This window comes from Sphingobacterium sp. UGAL515B_05 (genome assembly GCF_033097525.1).
Lineage (GTDB): Bacteria > Bacteroidota > Bacteroidia > Sphingobacteriales > Sphingobacteriaceae > Sphingobacterium.
In genome coordinates, this window is the sequence record NZ_CP109907.1 from 1,348,544 (window position 1) to 1,375,138 (window position 26,595).

The 26,595-nt window shown below is 38.6% G+C and carries 25 protein-coding genes and 1 riboswitch; of the genes, 9 read left to right on the forward strand and 16 right to left on the reverse strand.

The features are described 5' to 3' along the window. The first annotated feature begins 248 nt into the window (after window positions 1-248). From OK025_RS05495 to dusB, 5 genes are all read left to right on the forward strand, one after another. Window positions 249-1,652: an anthranilate synthase component I family protein gene (locus OK025_RS05495; protein WP_317668609.1), complete on the forward strand. Its 1,404-nt coding sequence runs from the start codon at window positions 249-251 to the stop codon at window positions 1,650-1,652. Next, window positions 1,649-1,942 (forward strand): chorismate mutase, encoded by a 294-nt coding sequence (locus OK025_RS05500; RefSeq protein WP_075990830.1) that lies wholly within the window; start codon window positions 1,649-1,651, stop codon window positions 1,940-1,942. Before OK025_RS05495 ends, OK025_RS05500 begins: the two co-directional genes overlap by 4 nt. Beyond that, window positions 1,929-2,504, forward strand: coding sequence for an anthranilate synthase component II (locus OK025_RS05505; RefSeq protein WP_070561612.1), 576 nt, complete (start codon window positions 1,929-1,931; stop codon window positions 2,502-2,504). Before OK025_RS05500 ends, OK025_RS05505 begins: the two co-directional genes overlap by 14 nt. An 11-nt stretch (window positions 2,505-2,515) precedes the next feature. Beyond that, window positions 2,516-3,298 carry an indole-3-glycerol phosphate synthase TrpC gene (gene trpC, locus OK025_RS05510; RefSeq protein WP_317668610.1) on the forward strand — a complete coding sequence of 261 codons (783 nt, stop codon included), beginning with the start codon at window positions 2,516-2,518 and terminating at the stop codon, window positions 3,296-3,298. A 185-nt stretch (window positions 3,299-3,483) separates the two neighbouring features. Further along, complete coding sequence (gene dusB / locus OK025_RS05515; protein ID WP_317668611.1) at window positions 3,484-4,479, forward strand: tRNA dihydrouridine synthase DusB; 996 nt, start codon at window positions 3,484-3,486, stop codon at window positions 4,477-4,479. A gap of 67 nt (window positions 4,480-4,546) precedes the next feature. Here dusB and OK025_RS05520 read toward each other — a convergent pair whose 3' ends face one another. From OK025_RS05520 to OK025_RS05530, 3 genes are all read right to left on the reverse strand, one after another. After that, complete coding sequence (locus tag OK025_RS05520) at window positions 4,547-6,016, reverse strand: lipopolysaccharide biosynthesis protein (RefSeq protein ID WP_317669758.1); 1,470 nt, start codon at window positions 6,014-6,016, stop codon at window positions 4,547-4,549. A 44-nt stretch (window positions 6,017-6,060) separates the two neighbouring features. Continuing rightward, a complete protein-coding gene (locus OK025_RS05525; RefSeq protein WP_317668612.1) occupies window positions 6,061-6,342 on the reverse strand; it encodes an acylphosphatase in 282 nt (93 codons plus the stop codon). A 117-nt stretch (window positions 6,343-6,459) separates the two neighbouring features. Beyond that, on the reverse strand, window positions 6,460-7,635 hold the full coding sequence (locus OK025_RS05530; RefSeq protein WP_317668613.1) for an amidohydrolase family protein: 1,176 nt from the start codon (window positions 7,633-7,635) through the stop codon (window positions 6,460-6,462). 228 nt (window positions 7,636-7,863) lie between these two features. Then, window positions 7,864-7,989, forward strand: a riboswitch (TPP riboswitch). Between the two features lie 54 nt (window positions 7,990-8,043). Here OK025_RS05530 and OK025_RS05535 point away from each other — a divergent pair. The 4 genes from OK025_RS05535 (at window position 8,044) to ggt (ending at window position 13,183) form a co-directional block, all read left to right on the forward strand. Further along, on the forward strand, window positions 8,044-10,479 hold the full coding sequence (locus OK025_RS05535; protein ID WP_317668614.1) for a TonB-dependent receptor: 2,436 nt from the start codon (window positions 8,044-8,046) through the stop codon (window positions 10,477-10,479). Window positions 10,480-10,619: 140 nt separating this feature from the next. Beyond that, window positions 10,620-11,078: a D-aminoacyl-tRNA deacylase gene (gene dtd / locus OK025_RS05540; protein WP_120333195.1), complete on the forward strand. Its 459-nt coding sequence runs from the start codon at window positions 10,620-10,622 to the stop codon at window positions 11,076-11,078. A gap of 16 nt (window positions 11,079-11,094) precedes the next feature. Further along, window positions 11,095-11,421, forward strand: coding sequence for a nucleotide pyrophosphohydrolase (locus OK025_RS05545; RefSeq protein WP_317668615.1), 327 nt, complete (start codon window positions 11,095-11,097; stop codon window positions 11,419-11,421). 61 nt (window positions 11,422-11,482) lie between these two features. Further along, window positions 11,483-13,183: a gamma-glutamyltransferase gene (ggt, locus tag OK025_RS05550; protein WP_317668616.1), complete on the forward strand. Its 1,701-nt coding sequence runs from the start codon at window positions 11,483-11,485 to the stop codon at window positions 13,181-13,183. Between the two features lie 141 nt (window positions 13,184-13,324). On the opposite strand, the gene groL is transcribed toward ggt, so the two are convergent. The 13 genes from groL to pheS all read right to left on the reverse strand — a co-directional run bounded on the left by groL (window position 13,325) and on the right by pheS (window position 26,482). After that, window positions 13,325-14,962 (reverse strand): chaperonin GroEL, encoded by a 1,638-nt coding sequence (gene groL, locus OK025_RS05555; RefSeq protein WP_070561631.1) that lies wholly within the window; start codon window positions 14,960-14,962, stop codon window positions 13,325-13,327. Between the two features lie 165 nt (window positions 14,963-15,127). After that, on the reverse strand, window positions 15,128-15,403 hold the full coding sequence (gene groES, locus OK025_RS05560) for a co-chaperone GroES (protein WP_028070710.1): 276 nt from the start codon (window positions 15,401-15,403) through the stop codon (window positions 15,128-15,130). A gap of 300 nt (window positions 15,404-15,703) precedes the next feature. Next, a complete protein-coding gene (gene secG, locus OK025_RS05565) occupies window positions 15,704-16,117 on the reverse strand; it encodes a preprotein translocase subunit SecG (protein ID WP_120333071.1) in 414 nt (137 codons plus the stop codon). 12 nt (window positions 16,118-16,129) lie between these two features. Then, entirely contained in the window at window positions 16,130-17,200 is a 1,071-nt protein-coding gene (locus OK025_RS05570; protein ID WP_317668617.1) for a hypothetical protein, read from the reverse strand. A 13-nt stretch (window positions 17,201-17,213) separates the two neighbouring features. Beyond that, window positions 17,214-17,675: an LptE family protein gene (locus OK025_RS05575; RefSeq protein ID WP_317668618.1), complete on the reverse strand. Its 462-nt coding sequence runs from the start codon at window positions 17,673-17,675 to the stop codon at window positions 17,214-17,216. Between the two features lie 63 nt (window positions 17,676-17,738). Beyond that, window positions 17,739-19,013 carry a sigma-54 dependent transcriptional regulator gene (locus OK025_RS05580; RefSeq protein WP_317668619.1) on the reverse strand — a complete coding sequence of 425 codons (1,275 nt, stop codon included), beginning with the start codon at window positions 19,011-19,013 and terminating at the stop codon, window positions 17,739-17,741. A gap of 36 nt (window positions 19,014-19,049) precedes the next feature. Next, on the reverse strand, window positions 19,050-20,486 hold the full coding sequence (miaB, locus tag OK025_RS05585; RefSeq protein ID WP_317668620.1) for a tRNA (N6-isopentenyl adenosine(37)-C2)-methylthiotransferase MiaB: 1,437 nt from the start codon (window positions 20,484-20,486) through the stop codon (window positions 19,050-19,052). 314 nt (window positions 20,487-20,800) lie between these two features. Further along, window positions 20,801-21,490, reverse strand: coding sequence for an OmpA family protein (locus tag OK025_RS05590; RefSeq protein ID WP_317668621.1), 690 nt, complete (start codon window positions 21,488-21,490; stop codon window positions 20,801-20,803). Between the two features lie 201 nt (window positions 21,491-21,691). Further along, a complete protein-coding gene (locus OK025_RS05595) occupies window positions 21,692-22,444 on the reverse strand; it encodes a hypothetical protein (protein WP_317668622.1) in 753 nt (250 codons plus the stop codon). A 205-nt stretch (window positions 22,445-22,649) separates the two neighbouring features. Continuing rightward, complete coding sequence (locus tag OK025_RS05600; protein WP_317668623.1) at window positions 22,650-23,048, reverse strand: hypothetical protein; 399 nt, start codon at window positions 23,046-23,048, stop codon at window positions 22,650-22,652. 11 nt (window positions 23,049-23,059) lie between these two features. Beyond that, a complete protein-coding gene (gene rlmD, locus OK025_RS05605) occupies window positions 23,060-24,469 on the reverse strand; it encodes a 23S rRNA (uracil(1939)-C(5))-methyltransferase RlmD (protein ID WP_317668624.1) in 1,410 nt (469 codons plus the stop codon). A 271-nt stretch (window positions 24,470-24,740) separates the two neighbouring features. Continuing rightward, the gene (locus OK025_RS05610; RefSeq protein ID WP_317668625.1) at window positions 24,741-25,316 is read right to left on the reverse strand and encodes a TetR/AcrR family transcriptional regulator; all 576 of its coding nucleotides are present in this window, start codon (window positions 25,314-25,316) and stop codon (window positions 24,741-24,743) included. 125 nt (window positions 25,317-25,441) lie between these two features. Further along, window positions 25,442-26,482, reverse strand: coding sequence for a phenylalanine--tRNA ligase subunit alpha (gene pheS / locus OK025_RS05615; RefSeq protein ID WP_317669759.1), 1,041 nt, complete (start codon window positions 26,480-26,482; stop codon window positions 25,442-25,444). Between the last annotated feature and the right edge of the window lie 113 nt (window positions 26,483-26,595).

Here is a 26,595-nt window from a genome sequence, read left to right on the forward strand (position 1 = left end):
GAATTTTTGTTTTTTTGTCACAAAAAGTTTGCTTATTTATTTTTTTTTATAAATTTGTGTAATAATGACACGAAGATATACAAATACAAATTGGTGGTGGCCTGAAGCAATAAGCATCGGGAACTAATTGGTATTGTCATAATATTTCATAATCAACCAAAACCATTTATGGAAATTCCAACCCCGATGCTGACCAGTATCGGGGTTTTTTTATGCATAGTTTACAACAAGAAGATAAGACACAAAAAATGAAGTATACATTCAAAACACAAACAAGAAAGTTGCTTGCGGATACAACGACACCAGTGAGCATCTATCTTCGCCTAAGAGATATCTTTCCAAACTCCTTGTTACTGGAAAGCTCCGACTACCATAGTCGCGACAACAACATCAGTTACATCTGTTGTCAACCGATTGCCGGAATCCAGCTCGATGAGAAAGAGCTGACGCTCACTTATCCGGGTAGAGAACGTATCGTAAAAAATGCGCACGAAATCGAATTACGTCAAGAAGTTTCCGATTTTAGAAATTCCTTCGAAGATCATACAATTGCTGAACTTAACTTGATCTCCAATGGCCTATTTGGTTACTTCACCTTCGATTGTATTGAACACTTTGAGGACATCAAACTAACAACAACGGTAGATCCGGCACGGAAAATACCGTTTATGCAATATCATGTTTACAAATATGTCATTGCCATCGACCACTTCCGTAATCAACTCTATATTTTTGAACATCTGCTGGATGACGAAGAATCAGAGCTTGAAAGAATGCAGTTCCTTATTCAGAACAAAAACTTTCCTGAATATACCTTCAAACTTGCTGGCGAGGAAAGCTCCAATCGTACCGATGAAGAACACCGTCAGCTGGTTAAGAAGATGAAAGAGCATATCCAACGTGGTGATGTATTCCAGATCGTTCCATCCAGAGGCTTTAAGACACCGTTCTCCGGTGATGAATTCAATGTCTATCGTGCGCTCCGCTCCATCAACCCTTCGCCCTATCTTTTCTATTTTGATTATGGTGACTTTAAACTTTTCGGATCATCGCCTGAGGCTCAACTGCGTATCCACGGGAAACAAGCGACGATTTTCCCTATTGCAGGAACATTTAAACGGACAGGTAACATGGAGGAAGATCAAAAGATAGCCACCAAGCTCAAAGAAGACCCAAAAGAGACTTCCGAACATGTTATGCTCGTCGATCTTGCCCGCAATGACTTAAGTAGACATTGCACCCAAGTTAAAGTTGAGTCCTACATGGAACCACAATATTACTCGCATATTATCCACTTGGTCTCCAAAGTAACGGGCATATTAAAAGATAATATCAACCCATTTGACATCGTAGGTGATACTTATCCAGCAGGTACGCTTTCAGGAGCTCCAAAACATATGGCGTTGACATTGATTGATCGTTACGAAGGATTACAACGCTCATTTTATTCGGGTGCAATCGGATTCATGGGTTTTAACGGAGACTTTAATCATGCCATTATGATTCGTTCCTTCCTAAGTAAACAAAACACCTTACATTATCAGGCCGGTGGCGGTATCGTATTAGATTCAGACCCCGAAATGGAGCTACAAGAAGTAAATAACAAAATTGCTGCGCTACGAAAAGCATTACAATTAGCAGAAACATTATGATCAGACCATTGGAATACTGTGTCAACAAGCAACATATCCATGATTCGGTAGACACCATTGACAACCGCATCGTTGAGCTATTGGCATTACGAAAAACCTATATCGGCAAAGGCAAGTCCTTCGAGGATGAGCAAAACGAAGAGCAGAATATCATTCGGAACCTGGACAGTAATTATGTCCTACTGGCAAAAAGATTTCATTTGCCAATCGAATTTATTCAGTCCATATTCCAGGAAATTGAAAATTATATTAATCAAGATTTTATAGCAAAAGGTTATGAGCAACAATAAAATAGTCGTTATAGACAACTACGATTCGTTCACCTACAACTTGGTCCATTTGTTACAGGAATTAGATCAAGAATATGTTGTATGGAGAAATGATAAATTTAAACTGGAAGATATTGATGCTTTCGATAAAATACTTCTTTCGCCAGGTCCAGGTATTCCAGAAGAAGCTGGATTATTACTTGATGTTATCCGTACCTACGCTCCACATAAAAGTATATTAGGTATTTGCTTAGGCCAACAGGCTATTGCAGAAGTCTTTGGTGGTACACTATTCAATATGGAAAAACCTTTGCATGGCGTAGCAACAAATATTACTGTTGTGGATGAGTCAGAGAAATTGTTTCGGGACTTCCCAAAAGATTCCAAAATTGGACGCTACCATTCTTGGGCTGTAAACAAAGACACTCTACCAGCTAGCCTAAAGGTAACAGCGATCGACGAGAATGGCATCATTATGGCCTTAACCCATACCGAATACGATGTAAGGGGAATGCAGTTCCACCCAGAGTCGGTATTGACCACAAATGGTAAAAAATTAATTGAAAACTGGTTGGGAATCTAACATCTAAAAAAATGAATATACTTGATAAAATCATTGAACGAAAAAAAATAGAAGTAGAAAAAGCAAAAGCTTTAGTTCCTTTTGAGGAACTATTAAACTATCCCTATTTCAGTGTGGCTTGTCTATCGTTGAGAGAATCTATTCTTGATCCTGAAAAAACAGGAATTATAGCGGAATACAAAAGGGCATCGCCATCAAAAGGAGACATCAATAGTACTTCAGCAGTGGAAGATGTTGTAAAGGCATACGAGGAGGCAGGTGCTTCGGCAGTCTCGGTTCTTACTGATGGCGAATTTTTCAAAGGCAATTTAGAAGATCTATCGAAAGCACGCGAGGCTATTAGCATTCCTATCTTAAGAAAAGAATTCATCGTGGATAAATATCAGATCACCGAAGCGAAAGCTTATGGAGCAGATATCATCCTTTTAATTGCAGCATGTCTGAAAAAGGAGGAAATACAGGAATTTGCAGCCTATGCACACCAATTGGGTTTAAATGTTTTACTTGAAGTGCACAACGAACAGGAACTGTTGGATAATCTTTTCGATGACATTGATGCAATTGGTGTCAATAATAGAAACCTTAAAGATTTTTCAGTCGACATTCAGCATTCTTATGATCTCCTGAACAAAATACCAACAGAATATATTAAAGTATCTGAGAGCGGTATATCTGATCCTTCGACAATTAAAGCCTTAAAAAAAGCTGGATTCCAAGGATTTTTAATTGGTGAAAATTTCATGAAGACAGCCGATCCTGGACAAGCTATCAAAGAATTTGTAAAAGAAATATAAGGAAATCAAACCCTGACGATAGGAAGACTATACTTTCACATAACTATGAATTTAGTGGGGTTGGCGATTCGAACGGTCAACGTTCGACAGGATTTGTAGAGATCAAAAATCGGCTCTAAACTCGTGACAGTTAGCTAACTTTATACTAATGCCAAATTTTGTACCTTTGTAAAAAATTATCGAAGATGTCGGTCAAGATTGGTGAAAATATTGATTTGGGTAAATTCCCATTGTTATTAGCTCCGATGGAGGATGTAAGTGATCCTCCGTTTCGCTATGTGTGCAAACAGAATGGTGTTGATTTAATGTATACTGAATTTATTTCTTCGGAAGGCTTAATTCGGGATGCTGCAAAGTCAATTCAAAAACTAGATATTTTTGAATATGAACGTCCTATTGGCATTCAGATCTTCGGTGGAGATATTGAAAGTATGCGTCAGTCTGCTGAGATCTGCACAAAAGCAGGGCCTAATTTAATCGACATCAATTACGGCTGTCCAGTTAAAAAAGTAGTCTGTAAAGGAGCTGGTTCATCCTTACTACAGGACATCGATAAAATGGTTGCAATGACAAAAGCTGTCGTTGAGGCTACGGATTTACCCGTAACGGTGAAAACACGTCTTGGCTGGGATGACAACACAAAAAATGTATACGAAGTTGCCGAAAGGTTACAAGATGTGGGGATCAAAGCACTTGCTATTCATGGACGTACGCGCGCGCAGCTGTATAAAGGTCAGGCGGACTGGTCTATGATTCGTGATATCAAACGCAATCCGCGCATCAAGATTCCAATTTTTGGCAATGGCGATGTAGACTCTGTCGAAAAAGCTGCGGCATGGCGGCAGGAGTTTGAAGTGGATGGCATTATGATTGGCCGTGCAGCAATCGGATACCCCTGGATCTTTAGAGAAATAAAACATTTTTTCAATACTGGTGAGCGTTTAGAAGGACCAACTATTGCCGAACGTGTCGAGGTTTGCAGAACTCATCTGAACAAATCCATTGAATGGAAAGGTGACAAATTGGGTATTTTTGAAATGCGCAGGCATTATGCGAATTACTTCAAAGGAATCCCTAACTTTAAAGAACACCGAATGAAGTTGGTCAGCTTACAAAGCCAAGCTGAGATTCTTGAGGTACTTCATGAAATTGAACACAATTTCTCAACAGAAATGGTATAATCCTGAAGTCCACAATTTATAAGGAAAAAGGTCGTGCTAAGTTAACATTAGCACGACCTTTTTTCTGTTAAGCATCTTTATTTACGAATCGCTTGAGCTGATTTCGTTCCATCAAAAATACACCTCCAATGTAAGCAACTAAAAGCCCATTACCAACGAAGACATTATGATTAAACACAAAGTAAGAAAGGTAGGAGAAACATATTCCCGCGAATATATACATCAGGATCTTGCCCAATTTATAAGGTATAGGATAATGTTTTTGCCCCCATACATAAGATAGCACAACCATAGAAAAGTAGGCCAGAAATGTGACTATTGATGCGCCCACATAACTGTATCTTGGGATCAGATAATAATTTGCAACGATGGTAATTCCTGCGCCTACCAATGAAATATACAAAGCGTAACGTGTTTGGTCAGAAAGCTTATACCAGACCGAAAGATTCATATAGATTCCCAACAGCACATAATTGAATAGTAATAGCGGAACGATGAAAAGTCCAGACCAATATAAGTCACGAGTTTCCACATTTCCTTTAATAAAATACTTCAGCCAGTCAATATTAGCTGTAATCCCCAGCATAACTAACATCATGGCAATTACGAAATATTCCATAATCAACGCATAGGTCTTCTTTGCATTAGCATTTTTTGCATAAGAAAAGAAAAATGGTTCGGCGCCCAACCGAAAAGCCTGAACAAAAATGCTCAGAAACATCGCTAATTTTCCAACGGCCCCATAGATCCCCAGATCGCGATCACCAATATCCTTAGGCAGGTAGATTGGCAACACAATTTTATCTAAATTTTCGTTGATGATATAAGAAATATTAGCTATTAAAATCGGAAAGCTATACGATAGCATCTTTAAGATTAGCTGCTTTTCGGGTTTAAAATAAAACCCTTTCATTTCAGGCAGGAGCAACAGGAAGGTCGCCGCACTTGCCACAATATTAGAAATAAATACATAACCTATCCATTCATTTCTATACCAGCCGGAACACCAAGTACCCAAAGCACCACCATCTTTTATCAGATAGGGAACTAGCGCAATAAAGAATAGGTTAAGAAGAACCATAATACCGATGTTGGCCAATTTGATAGTACCAAATCGAATAGGCCTTCCCTCCGATCTCAATTTCGCAAAAGGAACAATAGCTAATGCATCCAATGCCAATATGAGGGCGAAATATTTTACATAACTCTCGTAATCGGCATTGTAAGTTCCCTTATTCAACCAACTACCAATGGTGCCAGCAAAGACAATGGCCGTTATAAAAAATAATGTAGCCAAAAAGGCAATGACGATAAAACTATTATTGAAAACCTGCTTTTTATCCTTTTCTTCGACTTTTTGGAGAAACCTAAAAAAAGTAGTTTCCATACCAAATGCCAAAACAGCATTGATCATGGATGCCCAGGCGTACATGTTGGTAAATATTCCGTAAGAAGCAGGTGGGTATTTGAGGACATACAATGGCGTCATGACGAAATACAGCATACGGGCTATAATCGTACTCAGGCCATAAATCATGGTCTGTCCGGCGAATTTTTTAAGTACTGACAAGGCGAAACGGCTTAAGATTGAACTCTTTTAACTACTTCAAAATTGGAAAAGCCCTTCATTTCGCCTTCCTTTACCTCAACACTTTCAACGATTGCACCCTCGGGCCCTTCTTGGCAGAACTCCAACAGTGAATCTAGTGCAAAATCGTCGCCCTCGCCCTCGATATAAACAGAACCATCTTTTAAATTGACAACAAAGCCCCTAACACCCACTTGATCTGCAACCGCCTTGGCTGTCAATCTAAAAAAGACTCCCTGTACTTTACCTCTTATTGAAATATTCAAATGTTTCATCTGTAACTTATTTTTTCTTCCATCGGTCAGATGGAATTTACCATGACTATAGTGTTGTTATTAAAGTCATGAACGGTTCAATAAGAGCAAAAGTACAGAAGTTTGGGGAATTAAATACTACGCTAAACGTTTTACCTTAACATCTTCATTGAGGCGCATGTGTTCCATCCCTTCCAACAACACAATCCCAGGTTTTTTACCCACTTCGAGTGACCCAAATTCATCCTCAATGTTCAACGCGATAGCACCATTGATTGTGGCCCATTGAATGGTCTGCAAGAAGTCGAGATCCTCAAAGTGCGCATGCAACACTTTTAGCTCCTCCAAAATGGACAATGTATCGTTTGAAGCTAAACTGTCTGTTCCGATGACTAAACGCTGTCCGGCATTCATAAAATTCTGAACCTTTGGTAATGTTCCCTCAATATAAAGGTTGGCCTTTGGACAGAGACACCACATCACATCACGGTCCATACGTTCTACAAAATCCAAATCTTTAAGAGAGGTATAGGTGTTATGAACCAACAATAATTTATTTGGATAAGGCAAATAAGGAAGATAAGACTGAATCGAATTTCTTGCCTGCGCCTTAATCGCATCAGCATTTTTCCCTATACTTTTATAAAAGTCCAAGAACTCACCCATTTTATAACGGAACAGTTTATTCTCCTCTTCACTTTCTTGATTGTGAATACTGATAATATTTGTTTCCGAAACCATCTTCTTGAACTTTTTGAAAAGTACCTTCGAACACGAGTATGGGGCATGTGGCGTAATCGATACATGGCCATTCCTAAACTCCTGGGTCAATGATTTAGCCTCCTTTAATTTAAAGTCCGCTTCATCAGGTTCAATTCCAAGCACCTCCACAAACGTGTGATACAGGATCTGAGAATCTTCCTTTAATTTTGATGAATTATCAGTGTTGGCGTGATCTCCGACTGCGACAATACCATTTTCGTACATCTCTCTATCGGCTTTAGCCATCGCATCGTCGATTTTCTTCATCGATGCCGATCGCGTAGTCATCACCTTACTCAGAAAGCTTGGAAGTCCTGTCCCTTTAGGAACAATACCTTTCATATGCGACAATTCAATGTGGCAATGTGAATTGATAAAACCTGGAATTATCACTCCTTCATATTTCTCAACCTTAACTTTATCTGCAGGTGTAAATGAAGTTGGGTCATAGATACCTTGAATTACTCCCTCCTCATCTACCGAAACAATACCGTCTTTTATCGGCATTGAAGTAATCGGTAGAATATAATTAGCGCTTAAATATTTTAACATTTTATCTCCTCACTATCAATTTAGTAACTAAAATTTTTTGACCTGTATAAATACATACCTCTAGTAGAAAAATTCATGCCAAGGTACCTAAAAAGAACAATATATACCAAAAACAACAATTTCCATAAATTTTTAACCAAAAGGAAATAATATCATAAATCCGCACTTTTCCATTTGTCATAAATTACTTCTTTATACTTCATTTCAATTTTAAATTTATATATTCGCAACGTCGAATAGGGGTGCCTTGTTTTGTCAGGAACACAAATAAAGGCTGAGATTATACCCAACAGATTAAATTCTGTGCACCTGATCCAGATAATGCTGGCGTAGGGAGAGGTTAGTTAAATAGTGCGGTCATAGTAACCCCTTGCTATGATTTGTTTAACTCAAACAAAATACATTACCATGATCAAATTTTTGATTTGTAGCTCCTTAGCTACTATTTCAAGCCAAATTGCCATTGCGCAACAAAATCTGACAATTAGAACTATAGACAAGAGCAATCAAAATCCCTTACAGAATGTCTCGGTGTCCATAGATGGACAGGCACCCATCACTGGCCAATCGGACAAAAATGGACTGATTAAACTATATCGTATCAATGCAGGTAAGCACCAGATCCAGGTATCATCACTTGGCTATAAGACATGGAGTCGAAATGTGGATGTTAAAGACAATTTGGAGCTTACGGTAGCATTAGAACCAAGTACTATTCAAATGGAAGAGGTGCTTGTTCAATCTACCCGTGCCAAAAGAAATGCTCCTACAACCTTTAAAAACATCTCCAAAGAAGAAATAACGCGTAACAACCTCGGCCAGGATATCCCATTCCTTTTAAATCAGACTCCATCCGTGCAGGTCAATTCCGATGCCGGTGCAGGCATTGGTTATACCGGAATGACAATCAGGGGATCGGATAATCAACGAATCAACGTAACATTAAATGGAATCCCTTTAAATGATGCGGAGAGTATGGGTTCATTTTTTGTAAACCTTCCCGACTTTGCCTCTTCTACCGAGAGCATCCAAGTTCAGCGCGGTATTGGGACTTCGACGAATGGTGCCGGATCATTTGGAGCCTCATTAAATATTCAGTCCAATACGTTAGTCGAAACCCCTTACGCAGAACTCAACAATTCATTTGGCTCTTACAATACCTGGAAAAATACAGTCAAGGTAGGTACCGGACTAATCAACGACAAATTTGCCTTCAATGCTAGATTATCCCGTATCAGCAGCGACGGTTATATCGAGAGAGGTAGTTCAGACTTACAGTCTTTCTATGTGGACGGAGGCTATTATGGCAAAAAACATATTTTAAAAGGGATTGTATTCTGGGGAAAAGAAAAGACATATCAAGCCTGGAATGGCGTTCCTGAACCATTGATTACTGGCGATCGATCGCGCATGGATGACTATGCAGATAATGCACTCGAAATCTCGGGCGCAGAGAAGGATCGTTTCATGAACGCAGGCCGGAATTATAATCTATATACGTATCAGAATCAAACAGATAATTATACGCAGAAACATCATCAACTTCATTATACCAATATCCTGAACGACAAATTGACACTCAATACAGCCCTACACTATACAAGAGGTTATGGTTACTATGAAGAAATGAGACCGGGAGATAAACTAAGTAAATACGGTTTGCCTAACGTCATCATTGGTAAAGATACCATACAAAAAACAGATCTCGTCCGTAGGAGATGGCTTGATAATTATTTTTATGGCATGACCTATGCCCTAAATTACAGACCGAATGATCAGCTTGAAATTACTTGGGGTGGAGCTTATAATCAATACAAAGGAAAACATTATGGCCAGGTGATTTGGGCACAATATGCATCAACCGGTTTTCTCGACGACAAATATTACTTCGGGAAATCACAAAAAAATGATTTCAGTAATTTCTTAAAGGTCGATTACAAACTAGACAAGTGGATATTAATGGCCGATATTCAATATCGGAATGTAGATTACCACATGTATGGTGATGACGATAAGGTAAAAAATTATAATTATCATCCTAAGTTTAATTTCTTGAATCCTAAAGCTGGGGCAACATATTTGCTAAATGACCATTCAAATGTATACGCTTCTTATGCCTTTGCACAAAAAGAACCTGTTCGCAAGGATTTTATAGAGAAAAATAGCGCCTTACCAGACCCTAGCCCAGAGAAAATGCAGGACATCGAATTTGGCTATCGCTTTACAAATGAAAAATTCAACATCGGATTGAATGGATATGGTATGTTTTACAAAGATCAATTGATCCCAACAGGCGAAATCAGTGATACGGGCTCTCCAATTCGACAAAATGTCAAAGATAGCTATAGAATGGGGCTTGAATTCGATGGATCATGGAACATCAGCAAACAGTTCAACTGGAAAGCAACAGCTAGTTTCAGCCAAAATAAAATTAAAGATTTTGAAGAGGTTATAGGTAATACAAGGATATTTTATTCAAAAACAGACATTGCTTTATCTCCGGGAACGATTTTGTCAAGTAATTTTTCTTATAGTCCGATAACATCACTTACATTCTCTCTTCTATCCAAATTTGTAGGAAGACAATATCTAGATAATTCATCTGCGAAAGAGAGGAGCATTTCCTCTTATTTTGTCAACAATCTGTTAGCAAACTATAGCTTTACAGCTTTAGGTATCAAAAACATCAGTGCAACTTTACAGGTCAACAACATACTCAACGAGAAGTACGAAGCCAATGGCTACACCTTTGGCTGGATGGAAGGTGATACCCGAAAATATTATAATTTCTATTTCCCTCAGGCACCAACAAATTTCCTATTGGGCTTGAATTTCAAATTTTAGAAACAATTTATTTAAATAAAAAAACGTCTCTTTTTTCCTGAGGAAGCAAGAGACGTTTTTCATTTAATATGGCGGATAAATTGCACATTACATCGTGTTTAACAATCGGAATTTTTACCTTTGGTTTTATACTTTTCATTATGCGCGCAGTTATACAACGAGTGAAAAACGCCTCTTGTACGGTAGATAATCAGATTACAGGCCAGATCCAGAAGGGTTTAATGATTTTATTAGGAGTTGAAGAAGCAGACACAACAGAAGATCTGAAATGGTTAGGACAGAAATTCATCAACTTACGCATCTTCGAGGATGAACAGGGCCTGATGAATAAATCGATACAGGATATAGACGGAAATATCTTACTCATCTCACAATTCACCCTCTTTGCTCAAACAAAAAAAGGAAACAGACCTTCTTTTATCAGAGCAGCAAAACCGGATAAAGCCAAACCAATGTATGAAGAGATGGCTTTATTGTTAAGTCAATTGCTCCAAAAAGAGGTTCAACTTGGCATATTCGGAGCAGACATGAAAATCGACCTATTGAATGATGGCCCAGTTACCATCGTAATGGATACAAAAGATAAGGACAACTTTTAATTTTTTATTGAACAAGATGACAATTAAAGAAGCACAAGAAGTTATTGACAAGTGGATCAATAGTACCGGAGTACGTTATTTCAACGAACTGACAAACACCGCCATACTCATGGAAGAAGTCGGTGAGGTTGCCCGAATAATGGCTCGGCAATACGGAGAGCAATCTTTCAAAAAATCAGACAAAGAAGTCAATTTAGCAGATGAAATGGCCGATGTATTATTCGTTTTGATATGTCTTGCCAATCAAACGGGAATTGATCTAACAGAAGCTCTGGAACAAAATCTTCAAAAGAAATCAATTCGCGATGCCGACCGCCATAAAAACAACGAAAAACTTAAATAATTGGAGATCGTATTGTTTGTACAACTCTTTGTGATAATATTTAAAGTTTAAATCGAATACGATGTATAAATTCATAACCTATTCGCTCATAGCGAGCATATGCCTTGCCTCTTGTGCGACGAAACAACAGCTAAATTCTAAGGTCGAGCAGGCCAGTACTTTTAATAAGGCTGCCGTAGTCACAGCGCATCCTTTGGCTTCAGAAGTGGGCGTAAAGATTTTAAAACAAGGTGGGAATGCAATAGATGCTGCAGTTGCCGTCCAATTTGCTCTTGCAGTTGTTTATCCAAATGCAGGAAATATTGGTGGTGGCGGCTTTATGCTCTACCGCGATCATCGGGGTAATTTAGATGCCTTAGATTTTCGTGAGAAAGCCCCTCTAAAAGCATCCCGGGATATGTATCTCGATGCCCAAGGTAATGTTATTCCTGAGTTGAGTCTTTACAGTCAATTGGCCTCAGGCATCCCTGGGTCTGTTGCCGGTATGTGGGAAGCACACAAAAAGTATGGCAAGTTGCAATGGAAGGATCTCGTACTCCCGGCAATACAGCTCGCCAGAACAGGTTTTAAAATCAGTCAACGACAAGCCAATGAGTTTGAAAGCCATAAAGATCGTTTTGTCAAGCTGAATCCCTCTGGTGCTGCAATTATCAAAACCACAGCTTGGAAAACCGGTGACCTATTTATACAGGAGGAACTCGCGAAAACGCTGGAAAGAATCGCAATAGAAGGGCGAGACGGCTTCTATAAAGGTAAAACGGCCGACTTAATTGTTGCCGAAATGGACAAAGGGAAAGGCATTATCAATCATCAAGATCTACTGGATTATCAGGCACTTTGGCGTACCCCAATTTCCACAAATTACAGGGGGCACAAAGTTATTTCCATGCCGCCGCCTTCGAGTGGGGGAACATCTCTTTTGGCCCTGCTCAAATCAGTCGAACAGTTTCCACTTCAACGCTGGGGCTTTCAAACCGATTCAACCATTCGTGTCATGGTCGAAGCTGAACGTTATGTATATGCCAATCGGGCCAAATATTTAGGAGATCCTGATTTTATTAGGGTACCTGTCCAACAGCTTATTGACTCCAGCTCAAATGCACATAAACTCAATTCATTCAATTTCCGTAAAGCGACATTAAGCAAAGATGTCAATGCAGATGTCATTCCTGGCTATGAAAGTGAACAAACGACACATTTCAATATCGTAGACGAGCAAGGGAATGCAGTATCCATTACAACAACACTCAATGATTCTTATGGCTCGGGAGTATTTGTGGCCGGCGCAGGTTTTCTCCTAAACAATGAAATGGATGATTTCTCTGTGAAGACCGGTGTCCCAAACATGTATGGGCTTACAGGGGAAAAAGCGAACGAGATTCAGCCCGGCAAAAGAATGCTCAGCTCAATGACACCCACTATTGTAGAAAAAGATGGCAAACTATTCATGGTTGTGGGAACCCCCGGGGGATCAACCATCATTACCTCTGTTTTTCAGACTATCCTCAACGTTATTGACTTCCGACAAAATGCACAATCGGCAGTGAGCCTGCCAAGATTTCATCATCAATGGCTTCCTGATCGCATTGATGTCGAAAATAACGCTATCAATGCCAATTTACGTGACCAATTGACAAAAGATGGCTATACGATAAATCCGAGAGGGGCAATCGGCCGTGTGGAGAATATACTTGTCTTACCAAATGGTAAATTACAGACAGGAGCCGATCCACGTGGAGACGATACAGCGAAAGGTTATTAGATTAAAAATGATTAAACTATTAATTATTCACCTCGAGAGTACGATCATTATTACGAGAAATATAGAAGGCGTCATTAAGTACAAGGCATAAAAAAAAACCTGTTATCTAAGATAACAGGTTTTTTTTTATAAGGATGAATCTTACATCATTCCACCCATACCGCCACCCATTGGAGGAGCACCAGCACCTACAGGGTTTTCTTCAGCTTCGTCAGCTAATACACACTCGGTAGTCAATAACATTGAAGCAACTGAAGCTGCATTTTCCAATGCTACACGAGATACTTTAGTTGGATCGATTACACCAGCAGCGATTAAGTTTTCGTAACGGTCTGTACGTGCGTTGTAACCGAAATCTGCAGTTCCTTCTTTCACTTTTTGAACGATTACCGCACCTTCGATACCAGCGTTATTACAGATCTGACGTAATGGTTCTTCGATAGCGCGTTTAATAATGTCAATACCGATTTGCTCATCTTCGTTATCACCTTTAAGGTTTACCAAAGCTTCAGTTGAGCGAATGAATGCAACACCACCACCAGCAATAATACCTTCTTCAACAGCTGCACGAGTTGCATGTAAAGCATCATCAACACGGTCTTTTTTCTCTTTCATTTCAACCTCAGTAGTTGCACCTACATATAATACAGCTACACCACCTGACAATTTTGCCAAACGTTCTTGTAGTTTTTCGCGATCGTAATCAGAAGTTGTTGTTTCGATCTGTGAACGGATTTGAGCAACGCGTGCTTTGATATCCTCTACATTACCAGAACCATTGATAATAGTTGTGTTATCTTTGTCAACTTGAACTTTTTCAGCTTGACCCAAGTAAGATAATTCAGCATTCTCTAATTTGAAACCTCTTTCTTCAGAGATAACAGTACCGCCAGTTAAAATAGCGATATCTTCTAACATTGCTTTACGACGGTCACCGAAACCTGGAGCTTTAACAGCAGCAACTTTCAATGAACCACGGATTTTATTAACAACTAATGTCGCCAATGCCTCACCATCTAAATCTTCAGCGATGATCAATAATGGTTTGCCAGTTTGAACTTGTTTCTCCAAGATAGGCAACAATTCTTTCATATTGCTGATTTTCTTGTCGTAGATCAAGATGTATGGGTTATCTAATTCTGCTTCCATTTTGTCAGAATTTGTCACAAAATATGGAGACAAATAACCACGGTCAAATTGCATACCTTCTACAGTTTTTACTTCTGTTTCAGTACCTTTTGCCTCTTCAACAGTGATAACACCATCGTTACCTACTTTTTCCATTGCCTGAGCAATCAAAGCACCAATTACTTCGTCGTTGTTCGCTGAAATAGTAGCAACTTGTTTAATTTTATTATTGTCTTGACCAACTTCTTGAGACTGAGATTTCAAGTTAGCAACCACAGTTGCAACAGCTTTGTCAATACCACGTTTTAGATCCATTGGATTAGCTCCTGCAGCCACAGATTTGATACCTGGAGCAACAATTGCTTGTGCTAATACAGTAGCAGTTGTAGTACCGTCACCAGCTTGATCAGCCGTTTTGGAAGCTACTTCTTTTACCATTTGTGCACCCATATTTTCTAAAGCGTCTTTCAATTCGATTTCTTTCGCTACCGAAACACCATCTTTAGTAATTACTGGAGCACCAAATTTTTTCTCAATAATTACGTTACGTCCTTTAGGACCCAATGTTACTTTAACTGCATTCGCTAAAGTATCTACACCTTTTTTAAGGGCCTCGCGAGCCTCAACGTTATATTTTACTTGTTTTGCCATTTTTTTATGAGTATTTAGTATTTCCAAGAAGCATCATCAGACGTTAGTATTGAACTGTAAATAAATTCTATCTTTAATACGTCTATTTTTAAAGCTTCATTAAAATAACCTATTGAATTCTTAATTGAGCCAGTAAGCTCTTTTTAAATAACCTCTTCTTATTAATTAGATAACCGCGTAAATATCAGACTCACGCATTATTAAGTACTCTTTTCCTTCGTAAGTAATTTCAGTACCTGCGTATTTTCCGTATAATACTTTGTCACCAACTTTCACAGTTAACGGTTCGTCAACTTTACCTGTACCTACAGCAACTACTGTACCTTGAGATGGTTTTTCTTTTGCTGTATCGGGGATATACAACCCTGAAGCTGTTTTTTCTTCTGCTGGAGCAGCTTCTACTACTACTCTGTCTCCGATAGGTTTGATACTTAATGCCATAATTAATTTACTTTTTATCTGTTATTGAATTTATTTTTATGTTATAATCGTTATAAACCCATCATCTTTTATGCCAATTGTAAATAAAGCAGCTTATAAGACAATTTTTCACAGAAAAGTTAATATCTACATCGACAAAAATTCATTTTGCTGTCACACTGTCATTCCAAATCTGCCAGTCTTACTTTGTCGACCGACATGCTAATAAATTTAATAGCGAAGGCCTGCCATAAACAAAATATCCAACATAAAAAAGCCCCGCCTGTGAAACAAACGGGGCTCATAATTCTTTATTGATAACTATTTCTTAGCTTCTTCTGCCGGTTTTGTTGCCGGTGTAGTCACTGGGGCCTTTTCTTGCGATTGAGCCGGAGCAGCTTGCCCTTGTCCCGCAGGAGTACCAGCAGGTTGTTGTCCAGTACCCAAATTCAATGGACCTTGTTGTTTAGGCGCTTCAATTTGACCGCCCAATCCACCTTTAGATGTACTTGGTGATGTGCCAATAATATTTACACCTAAGCTAAACACCATAATGGCAATAACCATGATCCAAGTACCTTTTTCCAAAAAGTCACCTGTACGTTTTACTCCCATAAGATTCGTTCCACCTGAAAAACCAGATGACAAACCACCTCCTTTTGGATTTTGGATTAAAACCAAAAACGCTAAAATAATACTAGCTAATATGATTAGACCGATTAATAATCCTTGCATCTCTTTATGTTATTAATTTAATTTCTTTTCTAATTCTGTTATGCGTGCCGCAAAGTAAGCATTTTTTTCTGGATATTTCAAAACTAATTTTTTGTAAACCTCTATTGCTTTTGGATATAAGCCTTGTTCCACATAGATCTTTGCGAGCGTTTCGGTAACAAGTGTATGTTGATCTTCCGAACTTTTCCTAGCTTTATTCTCCAAGTCTAATTTTTCCGCTTGTAAAGGCTGAATCATAGGCTCTTCACGAATAAACTTTTCGATCACCTCATCAGTTTTACGCGGTATTTGAAAAGAGATTGTCGTTTTAACCTCATCACTCAACTTTGCTTCAGGCGATTGTAAATGAAAAATATTCTCCCGGATCTGTTGATCGAGTAGCTGAGTATCTAGTTTCTCATGAATTTTAGCAATATCGTCATTGGAGGGCTTCATTGGCCCTAATGGGGATTTAACATAGGGCTGATAGGTATCAGCATATTCTAATCTCGTCTTATGCAACCACCATAAGAAACTGTATGGCATGGTATCATCATCATAGACCGAAATACGTTCTTGACCTTCGTTCTTTGCATCGATAACAGACTCCTCTGGGGTAGATATTACAACTGATGATCCCTCTGAATCGACAATAACATCCTGTTGCTGATCGTTTGACCGAAAATAATCTTTTGCAACCCCCGCTTGGATTAAACGATCCAATTCATCAACCTCTACTTTAGTTAAAACTGGCTCAGCCGCCATTTCTTCTTCATCTACAACTTCTACAAATCCACTATCGCCGCTAAGTTCCTCTCCCCCTAGAAGTTCATCCGATTGTATTACTGGCAAAGAAGCTACCGCTGATTTACTATGCATAAATTCATACAGCCAACTGGGAGAAGAAGCATAAAGTAATGTAGTCGATAAATTCTGAACAACATGATGCTTTCCAAAAACTTTACGCTCATAGACGAATCGTAAGCTCTGGGCATAAGGGTATTTTTCAATCAAGGCCAAAATGATGTCTTCTTCGACAGCATCTGGATGGTTAATTGCTTGAAAAAAAAGCTCGTTATTGGGTAATGTTAGATTAAGATTCATCTTATAAATAGAATTACCAATTAGCAAACGCTTTATTGTAAATATCCTCAGTTAACATTTGAATGATTTCTTTACCCAAAGTCTCTTCTTGTGAACTCTGAAGATTTCCTGCAAACTCCTTAAACCGAGTAAAAGGTTGTTCAAAATCATCCTTTGGATTAATTTTATTATGGTAAGCAACCTTAATCGTAATAGTCAATCTATTCATAGCTGCGCGATCTGTACCGGCTTCAACAGCAGCAGGGCTTATCGTATACTCTGTAATAAACCCCTCAAACGTAGCGTCACCGTCTTGATTCACCTGACTCAATCGAGATTGATTACGGATACGCTCTTTGAGTGCCTCCGTAAAATTCTGACTTAATGTCGGATAAACCAAAGGAGCTATATTTTCGAAATATTGAATATTGACTGTTTTCATTCCCTCAGGAATGGACCCACCCGTAAATCCATATTTTACCCCACAACTATTCATTATAAACAAAAAGATTGTCGTGAGAGAAGTATATAAAATTTTTTTTGACAACATCTGTAAACCTTAATCTAAATTTAAGTCTTTAATTTTTCTATACAAAGTTCTTTCAGAAATCCCCAGCTCTTGCGCAGCAGCCTTACGCTTACCACGATGCTTTTTCAATGCTTTCTTGATCAGATCAGATTCTTTATCAACAAGCGATAACGATTCCTCGACTTCTTGGGCATCCTGCAGATATTCATCTTGTGAAACAGGGCTTTTCAATACATTTGCAGTATTTGCCGGCGAATGTATGGTTAAAGTTGGTGTTGTATTATAGTTTTCTGGTTCTGATTTCAATTGTGGTTCGATCTCCTGATATAATTGATTAATGTAAGGAGAATTTTGATCAAATGTACTGGAATCGACTCCTTTCTGAATCAATTCAACTACCAGTTTCTTCAGATCAACCATATCCTTCTTCATATCAAATAGGACTTTATACAGCAAATCTCTTTCTGAAAAATCCTCTTTTCCACCATTGTTTGAAGGAACTACCGCCGGTAAACTCGTTCGGGATTCATTGGGTAAATAATTCTGAAGTGTATATGCATCCACAACACGTTCTTTCTCCAAAACCGCAATTTGTTCCGCAACATTTTTCAGCTGACGCACGTTTCCTGGCCAGCTATAGTTGCGCAGCATATTCTGAGCATCCTCTGTCAATTGAACTCCAGGTGTACGGTACTTTTCAGAAAAGTCCACAATAAACTTACGAAATAATAAGTTGATATCTTCAGGCCGTTCACGCAATGATGGCACACGCAATGGCACAGTATTTAAACGATAATAAAGATCTTCGCGAAATTTACCTTTTTGTACGGCTTCAAAAACATTCACATTTGTTGCGGCAACCACACGTACATTTGTTTTCTGCACCTTGGATGATCCCACCCTTATGTACTCACCGGACTCCAACACACGTAACAACCTCGCTTGCGTACCCAAAGGTAGCTCACCGACTTCATCTAAAAAGATTGTTCCGCCATCAACGACCTCAAAATAGCCTTTTCTGGCTTCATGAGCACCAGTAAAAGAGCCCTTCTCATGACCAAACAACTCAGAGTCAATGGTTCCTTCCGGTATCGCTCCACAGTTGACAGCTATAAAAGGGCCATGCTTACGTGAGCTCAATTGATGGATAATATGCGAAAAAACCTCTTTACCACTTCCACTTTCACCTTGTATTAATACAGAAATATCGGTGGGCGCCACTTGTCGTGCGATATCGATAGCACGATTCAACAACGGCGAATTACCGATAATTCCAAATCTATTCTTTATATCTTGGTTATCCATAAATTTCCAGTTGGAAATACAACAATCTAAGTTCTCTTAATCAACAATTTTCCCTAAAAGGGTCGCAGAAGTACATGATTCAACAAGTACATTCACATAATCACCTTGCTTAAATCGAGGATCTATTGGGAAGACCACCAATGCATTTTGGTCATTACGGCCACAGAAATCGAACTCAGATCTTTTCGAAAATCCTTCAATAAGTACTTTACATACCTTTCCAACAAAATGTTGATAACGATATAAGCTATGATCACGTTGTTTATTGATCACTTCTGTTAAACGACGTTTTTTCACTTCCTCCGGAATATCGTCTGCATATCTTTTCGCAGCCAAAGTACCTGGCCTTTCCGAATAAGCAAACATATAGGCGAAATCGTACTTAACATAATCCATCATAGACAATGTTTCCTGATGCTCCTCTTCTGTTTCAGTACAGAAGCCTGTAATAACATCTGTGGAAATAGCACAATCCGGTATAATACGACGAATGGCATCTACTCGCTCCATATACCACTCACGATCATAGGTACGGTTCATCAATTCCAATACTCTAGAGTTCCCTGATTGAACTGGCAAGTGGATATAATTACAGATGTTTTCATGCGAAGCTATCGCATATAAAACTTCATCTGTAATATCTTTGGGATGGGAAGTAGAAAAGCGAATACGTAAAAGCGGACTGATTTCAGCAACCATTGTAAGCAAGTTAGCAAATGTGATCGTTTCACCCGGTTCCTCCCCTTCAACTACTGGAACAGTATATTTATAAGAATCCACATTTTGTCCCAACAACGTAACCTCCTTATAGCCTGCATTAAAAAGATCTTGGGCCTCCTTCACGATAGATTGTGGGTCACGACTACGTTCACGACCACGTGTAAAAGGAACAACACAGAAAGAACACATATTATCGCAACCACGCATAATTGAAATAAAAGCTGTTACACCGTTTGAATTCAAACGGACAGGATTAATATCAGCATACGTTTCCTCTCTAGATAATAAAACGTTTACAGCTTTAGCGCCATCGTCAACCTTATCAATCAAATTTGGTAGATCGCGATAAGCATCTGGCCCTACAACAACATCAACCAATTTTTCCTCCTCTAAGAATTTCGATTTTAAACGCTCAGCCATACAACCTAACACACCTACAATCATTCCGGGATTTTTTGCTTTAGCAGCTTCAAATTCCTTTAGACGGTTACGCACTCGCTGCTCTGCATTTTCGCGGATTGAACAGGTATTAATAAAAACGACATCAGCTTCCTGATAATTCTTGGTTGTTTCAAATCCCTTATCCAACAAAATAGAAGCAACAATCTCACTATCCGAAAAATTCATCTGGCAACCGTAACTTTCAATATACAATTTACGTCCATTACTTAACGTCGGATCCTGTTCTAATAATAATGCCTCACCCTGACGAGATTCGTCGTGTTCTTTAGTGGTATGTGTTAAATCTAGCATAGCTCGATATTCAATAGAATATAATTTTTATTATTTTCAATGGCGTAACCAAAGCAATGACCAATCTTTTGTTGATCTAATTTTATGCTCTTAGTTATTTCAAAGACTACAAAGTTAGAAATTTAAATCCATAAAATGACAGTTTGTCAGACAGAAATATGGTTTATCCTTTGTCAAATTTTAGGAGTAAATGGATAACTCGAAGAATTCTAATCTCAGGCATTCAAAAAAAAAGCGCTGAGTTTATCAACGCTTTTTCTATGATTTATAATCAAAAAAATAGATTCCGAAAGACCATAGTCCCGAAAAGCTATTTATTGACCTACTTGTTGTTTTGCTTCTTTCTTCATTTGATCACCAGCTACAATCACAATTTCGACACGACGATTTTGTGCACGTCCCGCTTCAGTATCATTGCTTGCAATTGGTTCAGAGAAATTTCTACCTTCTGTTCTGATACGCGATGACGCTAAACCTTTAGATACGGCAAATGCGCGTACCGAATTCGCACGATCCAAAGATACTTTTTCATTTGCAGCAAGTGTACCTACATTATCTGTATGTCCGATAACCAAGATTTCAGTCCCCTGTTCTTTATTCAAAGTAGTTACTAAATTCGCAATATTATCCTTAGCCGATGCTTTTAAGTCTGATTTATTAAAATCAAATAAAATACCTGAATCAAACTTAACCACGATACCTTCTGCAGATTGCGTAACCTCCGCTCCTTCAACAGTTTTAGAAATCTCAGCAGCTTGCTTATCCATTTTTTTTCCAATCAATACACCCGCAGCACCACCGATCGCAGCACCAGCCAACGTACCGATAGCCGTATTACCAGCTTTACCGCCGATCAACGCACCCAATGCACCACCGGCAACACCACCGATTACTCCACCCTTAGTTGTATTGTTCGTATTTTGGATGGTAGAACAACTTCCAAATAACATAGCTGAGGTTGCAACAGTCAAACCAAATACAGCCAATTTTCTATTCATTTTCATATGTATGCTATCTAAGACTTTTAATATTCAAACTAAATACCGTTCTATTAAAATCAAACAAAGTGCCAAAAGATATTTTTCTCAACTTTTTTGTTACGAAACAGAAAAAAAGGTAAGTGAAACTTCCCAAATGCAGCCAATGCGCTACAAACTTTGCTGTCTTTGTTTACAACAAGCTAACAGCTACAGAAACAAATTGTTTTATTTCTCCTGCGTCTTTACTTCAATATCCGGCAATAGCGAACCCTTTGGCCTCCCTTTAGCATTAAAATCTTCCATCGACTGTTGTACATAATGCATCAGATCATATTGCCCCCAATGTTCAGCAAGATCAAAAGATGGACGATAACGTATCATAAAAGCATCCAATTCCGTACTGTCCAGTTTCGTCAGATTTTTAACAGCTTCACGAGAAAAAATACGATCAACTTGCAGCTCCTCTTTTTCTCGGTCCATAAACCGTCCAAAACGCTTCGCATTCTTTGCTTCCCGTCCAAAAAGATTATACAATGCAGTTGCCGGACTACCTAGGTAAGTTCCAAACTTATTTTTACCTCCATTATAAACACCCTTTTTCGAGTAATTATTCATGGCATCATTTAACTCAGCTTCCTTCGTCTTCCGCTCAACAATGACTGTCTCCAAACGTATCCCCTCCTGCAATTCCACATAAAACTCGTTTAGGTTTGTCAACACAGTTTTAACAGGCGAATACCCAACTTTGGTAAAAGACAGGGAATCCCCGACCGATGCATCAATTGTAAAAACACCAAAAGAATTGGTTAATGTCGACCTGTGCGTACGCATATTAAGTACCACAGCATCCCCAATCCGATTTCCGTTCCCCTTTTGCAATACCATCCCCGAAACCTTCTGCTGTTGTTGTGCAGTCGCGCCGAAACCGGTAAATAACAGCAAAAAAAGCCCTAGTATATGTATTTGTAATATTTTCATCCTATTATTTCACTTCAATTATCCCAATTGCTTTACATTGATTACAGTTCACAGCCATTAATTGGGCCCACAGTACAACTTTTAAAGATAACATGTGCACTTATTTTTAATCTTATGATTCGCTTTATACACGTTACCTATTTGCTAAAAATAATAATAGTTTGACACTTGTACTGTTAAAAAAGTTTAAATATTCTTAAGTCCGCTATTTGTATGGATAAAAAACAAAATTAGCACCTTCCGCAACGACAACAAACAAACACATAAAGTCTTTGGCTGGTTTATAGTTTTGAATAAAAGACGATTTACGATCCTCCTGTACTATATTCATCTCTACAAACTCCTCCAATGTAGAAGCATTAATTGTCCATTTTGTATTCAGTTCCTTGCGATCCAATATCACCTCCCCCACAGATACCTCATGTTGATGAGCTACAAAAATGGGATATTCGGAATAGCCTTCTTCGACAATCTCTAATGCTACTTCGCGAATTGATTCACTATAAAAATCGAGATCTACCTGCAGACTCTTCAATGGACTTTGCGCTGTAGACGTCGTATTTTCTTCTCTTGCAGATCCCGCAAATAAATCTTCTAATTCCATAATGTATACGATTACTTTTTTAATTCCAATAAAACGACATTCTCAACGTGTTGTGTATGTGGAAACATATCTACCGGTTTGATACGTTTTACTTCGTACTTCTCCGCCAATAACACAAGATCTCTCGCTTGTGTTGCCGCATTACAGCTAACGTAGACAATACGAGGTGATTCCATTTCCAACAAACGCGCCACAACATCTGCATGCATTCCTGCACGTGGAGGATCTGTAATTACAACATCTGGCTTACCGTGCTCAGCAATAAACGAAGGAGTCAATACATCCTTCATGTCACCAGCGTAGAACTTTGTGTTCGTAATATCATTGATTGACGAATTGACTATTGCATCCTCAATAGCCGTTGGAACATACTCTACCCCAACAACTTCTTTTGCATTCTTGGCCACAAAATTCGCTATCGTACCGGCACCAGTATACAAATCATATACCAATTCATCTCCCTTCAGATCAGCAAAATCACGGGTGATTTTATACAACTCATACGCCTGTGCAGAATTCGTTTGATAGAAAGATTTTGGCCCGACTTTATAGCGCAAGCCTTCCATCTCTTCGTAAATAAAATCACGGCCAGCATATACGTGAATATCTTGATCGAAGATCGTATCATTGCGTTTCTGATTTACGATATACAATAAGGAAGCGACTTGAGGAAATTTCTCTTTCACAAAATCCATCAGTGCCTCTATTTGCCCATCCTCCGGATAAGCAAAAACAACGATCACCATCATTTCTCCAGTAGAAGAAATACGAATTATCAAATTACGCAACACGCCCGTGTGTTCACGCAAATCGTAGAAAGTCATACCTTGACTAAGTGCAAAATCACGAATAGCATTGCGCACCTCATTCGAAGGATCTTCCTGAAGAAAGCAATGATCAATATCCAGGATTTTATCAAAACGCCCCGGTACGTGAAAGCCCAACGCATTCATTTCCAATTTGGATGCATCTTCATCCACAGAAGTCAACCATTTTTTGTTGGAAAAAGTATATTCTAATTTATTCCTGTAGTATTCAGTTTGCGCCGAACCCAAGATACTTTCCATCGTGGAAGTATCTACTTTCCCTATACGCGACAAGGCATTATCGACAGATTGTTGTTTAAATTTTAATTGGGCATCATATGTCATATGCTGCCACTTACATCCACCACACACACCAAAATGCTCGCAAAATGGATCTACCCGATAAGATGATGCCTCTTTTAAACTAGTCACACGAGCTTCAGCAAAATTCTTTTTCTTGCGCATAAGCTCCACGTCGACAACATCACCCGGAACAGCTTTTTCTACAAACAAAACCAAATCTTTGGTTTTTCCAACACCTCTACCCTCTTCGGCAATATCAATGATGGCAATATCTTTCAAGAACTTTTTCTCTTGCGGAATTCTTCTACTCATAGGCTGCAAAAATACAATTTTTATAATGATTTTTCATCTGCATAAATTATTTACACGCGTTGATTATCACAACTATAAATAAGCCAGCTACACTCCTTTTTGTTAATGATGACAAGCGGGACCAAGATTATCCAAAGCAGACAAAGCCCAGCAATTGATCCGATCAACATAAAACTACTTTCTGGAAACAACTCAATAGGAGAACAGTCAGTGCACTTCAAACTTGACTTATGTAAGGCTCAGAAATAAAACAGAGAAGGAACTGAATACGTTATTGAACCGTTGCCTGAACAAGATAGGGAAGGATTTCCTTTTGAAAGGAAATAAAATTTTTACGCACGTCGGCATCTGAGACAGCCGTAAATGCAAAAGAAAACACGATACTTTTACTGGATTTGATCAGAAAGGTTAGTTTTTCTTCACTAATTGCTTCATTAATTTTCTCATTCTGAATGAATGTACTTAGGAGCAAAAATTCCAAATCCTCAGAAAGTGTTTTTAGGTATTCTTGTGCGTTGGCAGACTCACGAATAAATTCCCATCCGATCAACTCATTGCACGCCGTATACGTCAATCGGCTTACACGCAAAATAGTCGACGCCAAAAAGGAAGCCATATCATCTTCATATTTGGTCGTTTTCAAAATATCCTGCAAACTTGCACGAAGATAGTCCATCAAAATGGCATGCAAAATCATCTCTTTACTTTCAAAATACTTGTACACAGTTGCTTTCGCTATTCTGGCTTTTTTTGCCAATGTATTCACACTGGTTTTATGATAACCATTTTGGCGAAAAAGCTCTCGTGCAGTTCTTTTTATGGATTCAATGATATGATCTGGTTCCATGTAATTTTGATAATACGGATACTGAATGTCAGCAATAAAGATGAAAGACCAAAAAGCATCACATTATTCTCATACCTCGTCATAATGGAGAATAATGTGATGCCATAATCTTTACGAATATTAATTTATATTAATTCCGTCTCAAATTGAGACAAGAAACGTGTATCATTCTCAGAGAAAAGGCGTAAATCTTTAATCACATATTTCAGATTAGTTATCCGCTCGATACCCATACCAAAAGCAAAACCGGAGTATTTTTTACTATCAATACCACAATTATCAAGCACGTTCGGATCCACCATACCACAGCCTAAAATTTCTACCCAACCAGAGTATTTGCACAAATTACATCCAGCACCCTTACAGATAGTACACGAGATATCCATTTCTGCCGAGGGCTCCGTAAATGGGAAATATGAAGGACGGAAACGTACTTTGGTACCTTCACCGTACATTTCTTGGACAAAATGATATAAAGTTTGTTTCAAATCAGCAAAAGAGACATTCTCATCTACATACAAACCTTCCACCTGATGAAAGAAACAGTGTGCACGGGCCGAAATAGCCTCATTTCTATAAACACGTCCGGGCATAATCGCACGGAAGGGCGGTTGACCGGCTTCCATTAAACGAACCTGAACGGAAGAAGTATGCGTTCTTAACGTAATATCATTACCCTGCTGTTTTTTGATAAAGAAAGTGTCTTGCATATCACGTGCAGGATGTTCAGGCGGGAAATTTAAAGCTGAGAAATTATGCCAGTCATCTTCGATTTCAGGACCTTCTGAAACAATAAAACCTAACTTCTTGAAGATTTCAACGATTTCTTTCCGAACCAATGAGATTGGGTGTCTAGATCCTAACTGAAAACCCTGTCCTGGTAATGTTAAATCGCCTTCAAGTTGTTGTGATTTTTGCTTTTCTCCAGATCCAAACTTTTCTTGCGCTTCCTTGAACGTATTTTCTGCCAATTGCTTAAATTCGTTCAACACCTTTCCTAAAGTACGTTTCTCTTCAGGCGTAACTGTTTTGAATTCATCAAAAAGGTTTTTCACAATCCCTTTGGAAACCAAAAACTTCAATCTGAAATTTTCTACATCGGCTGAAGAAGTTGGCGCAAATGCCTTAATTTCTTCAGTATACTGCGTAATTCTATCTTGCAACATAATTAAAGCAAACATAGCCAAAATTTCCGCGAAAAAGAAATTTTGGCTATTGCCCAATGTGTACTAAAACTTCAGATAAAAGATAAATAAAAACGAAACGCATTTCGAACATT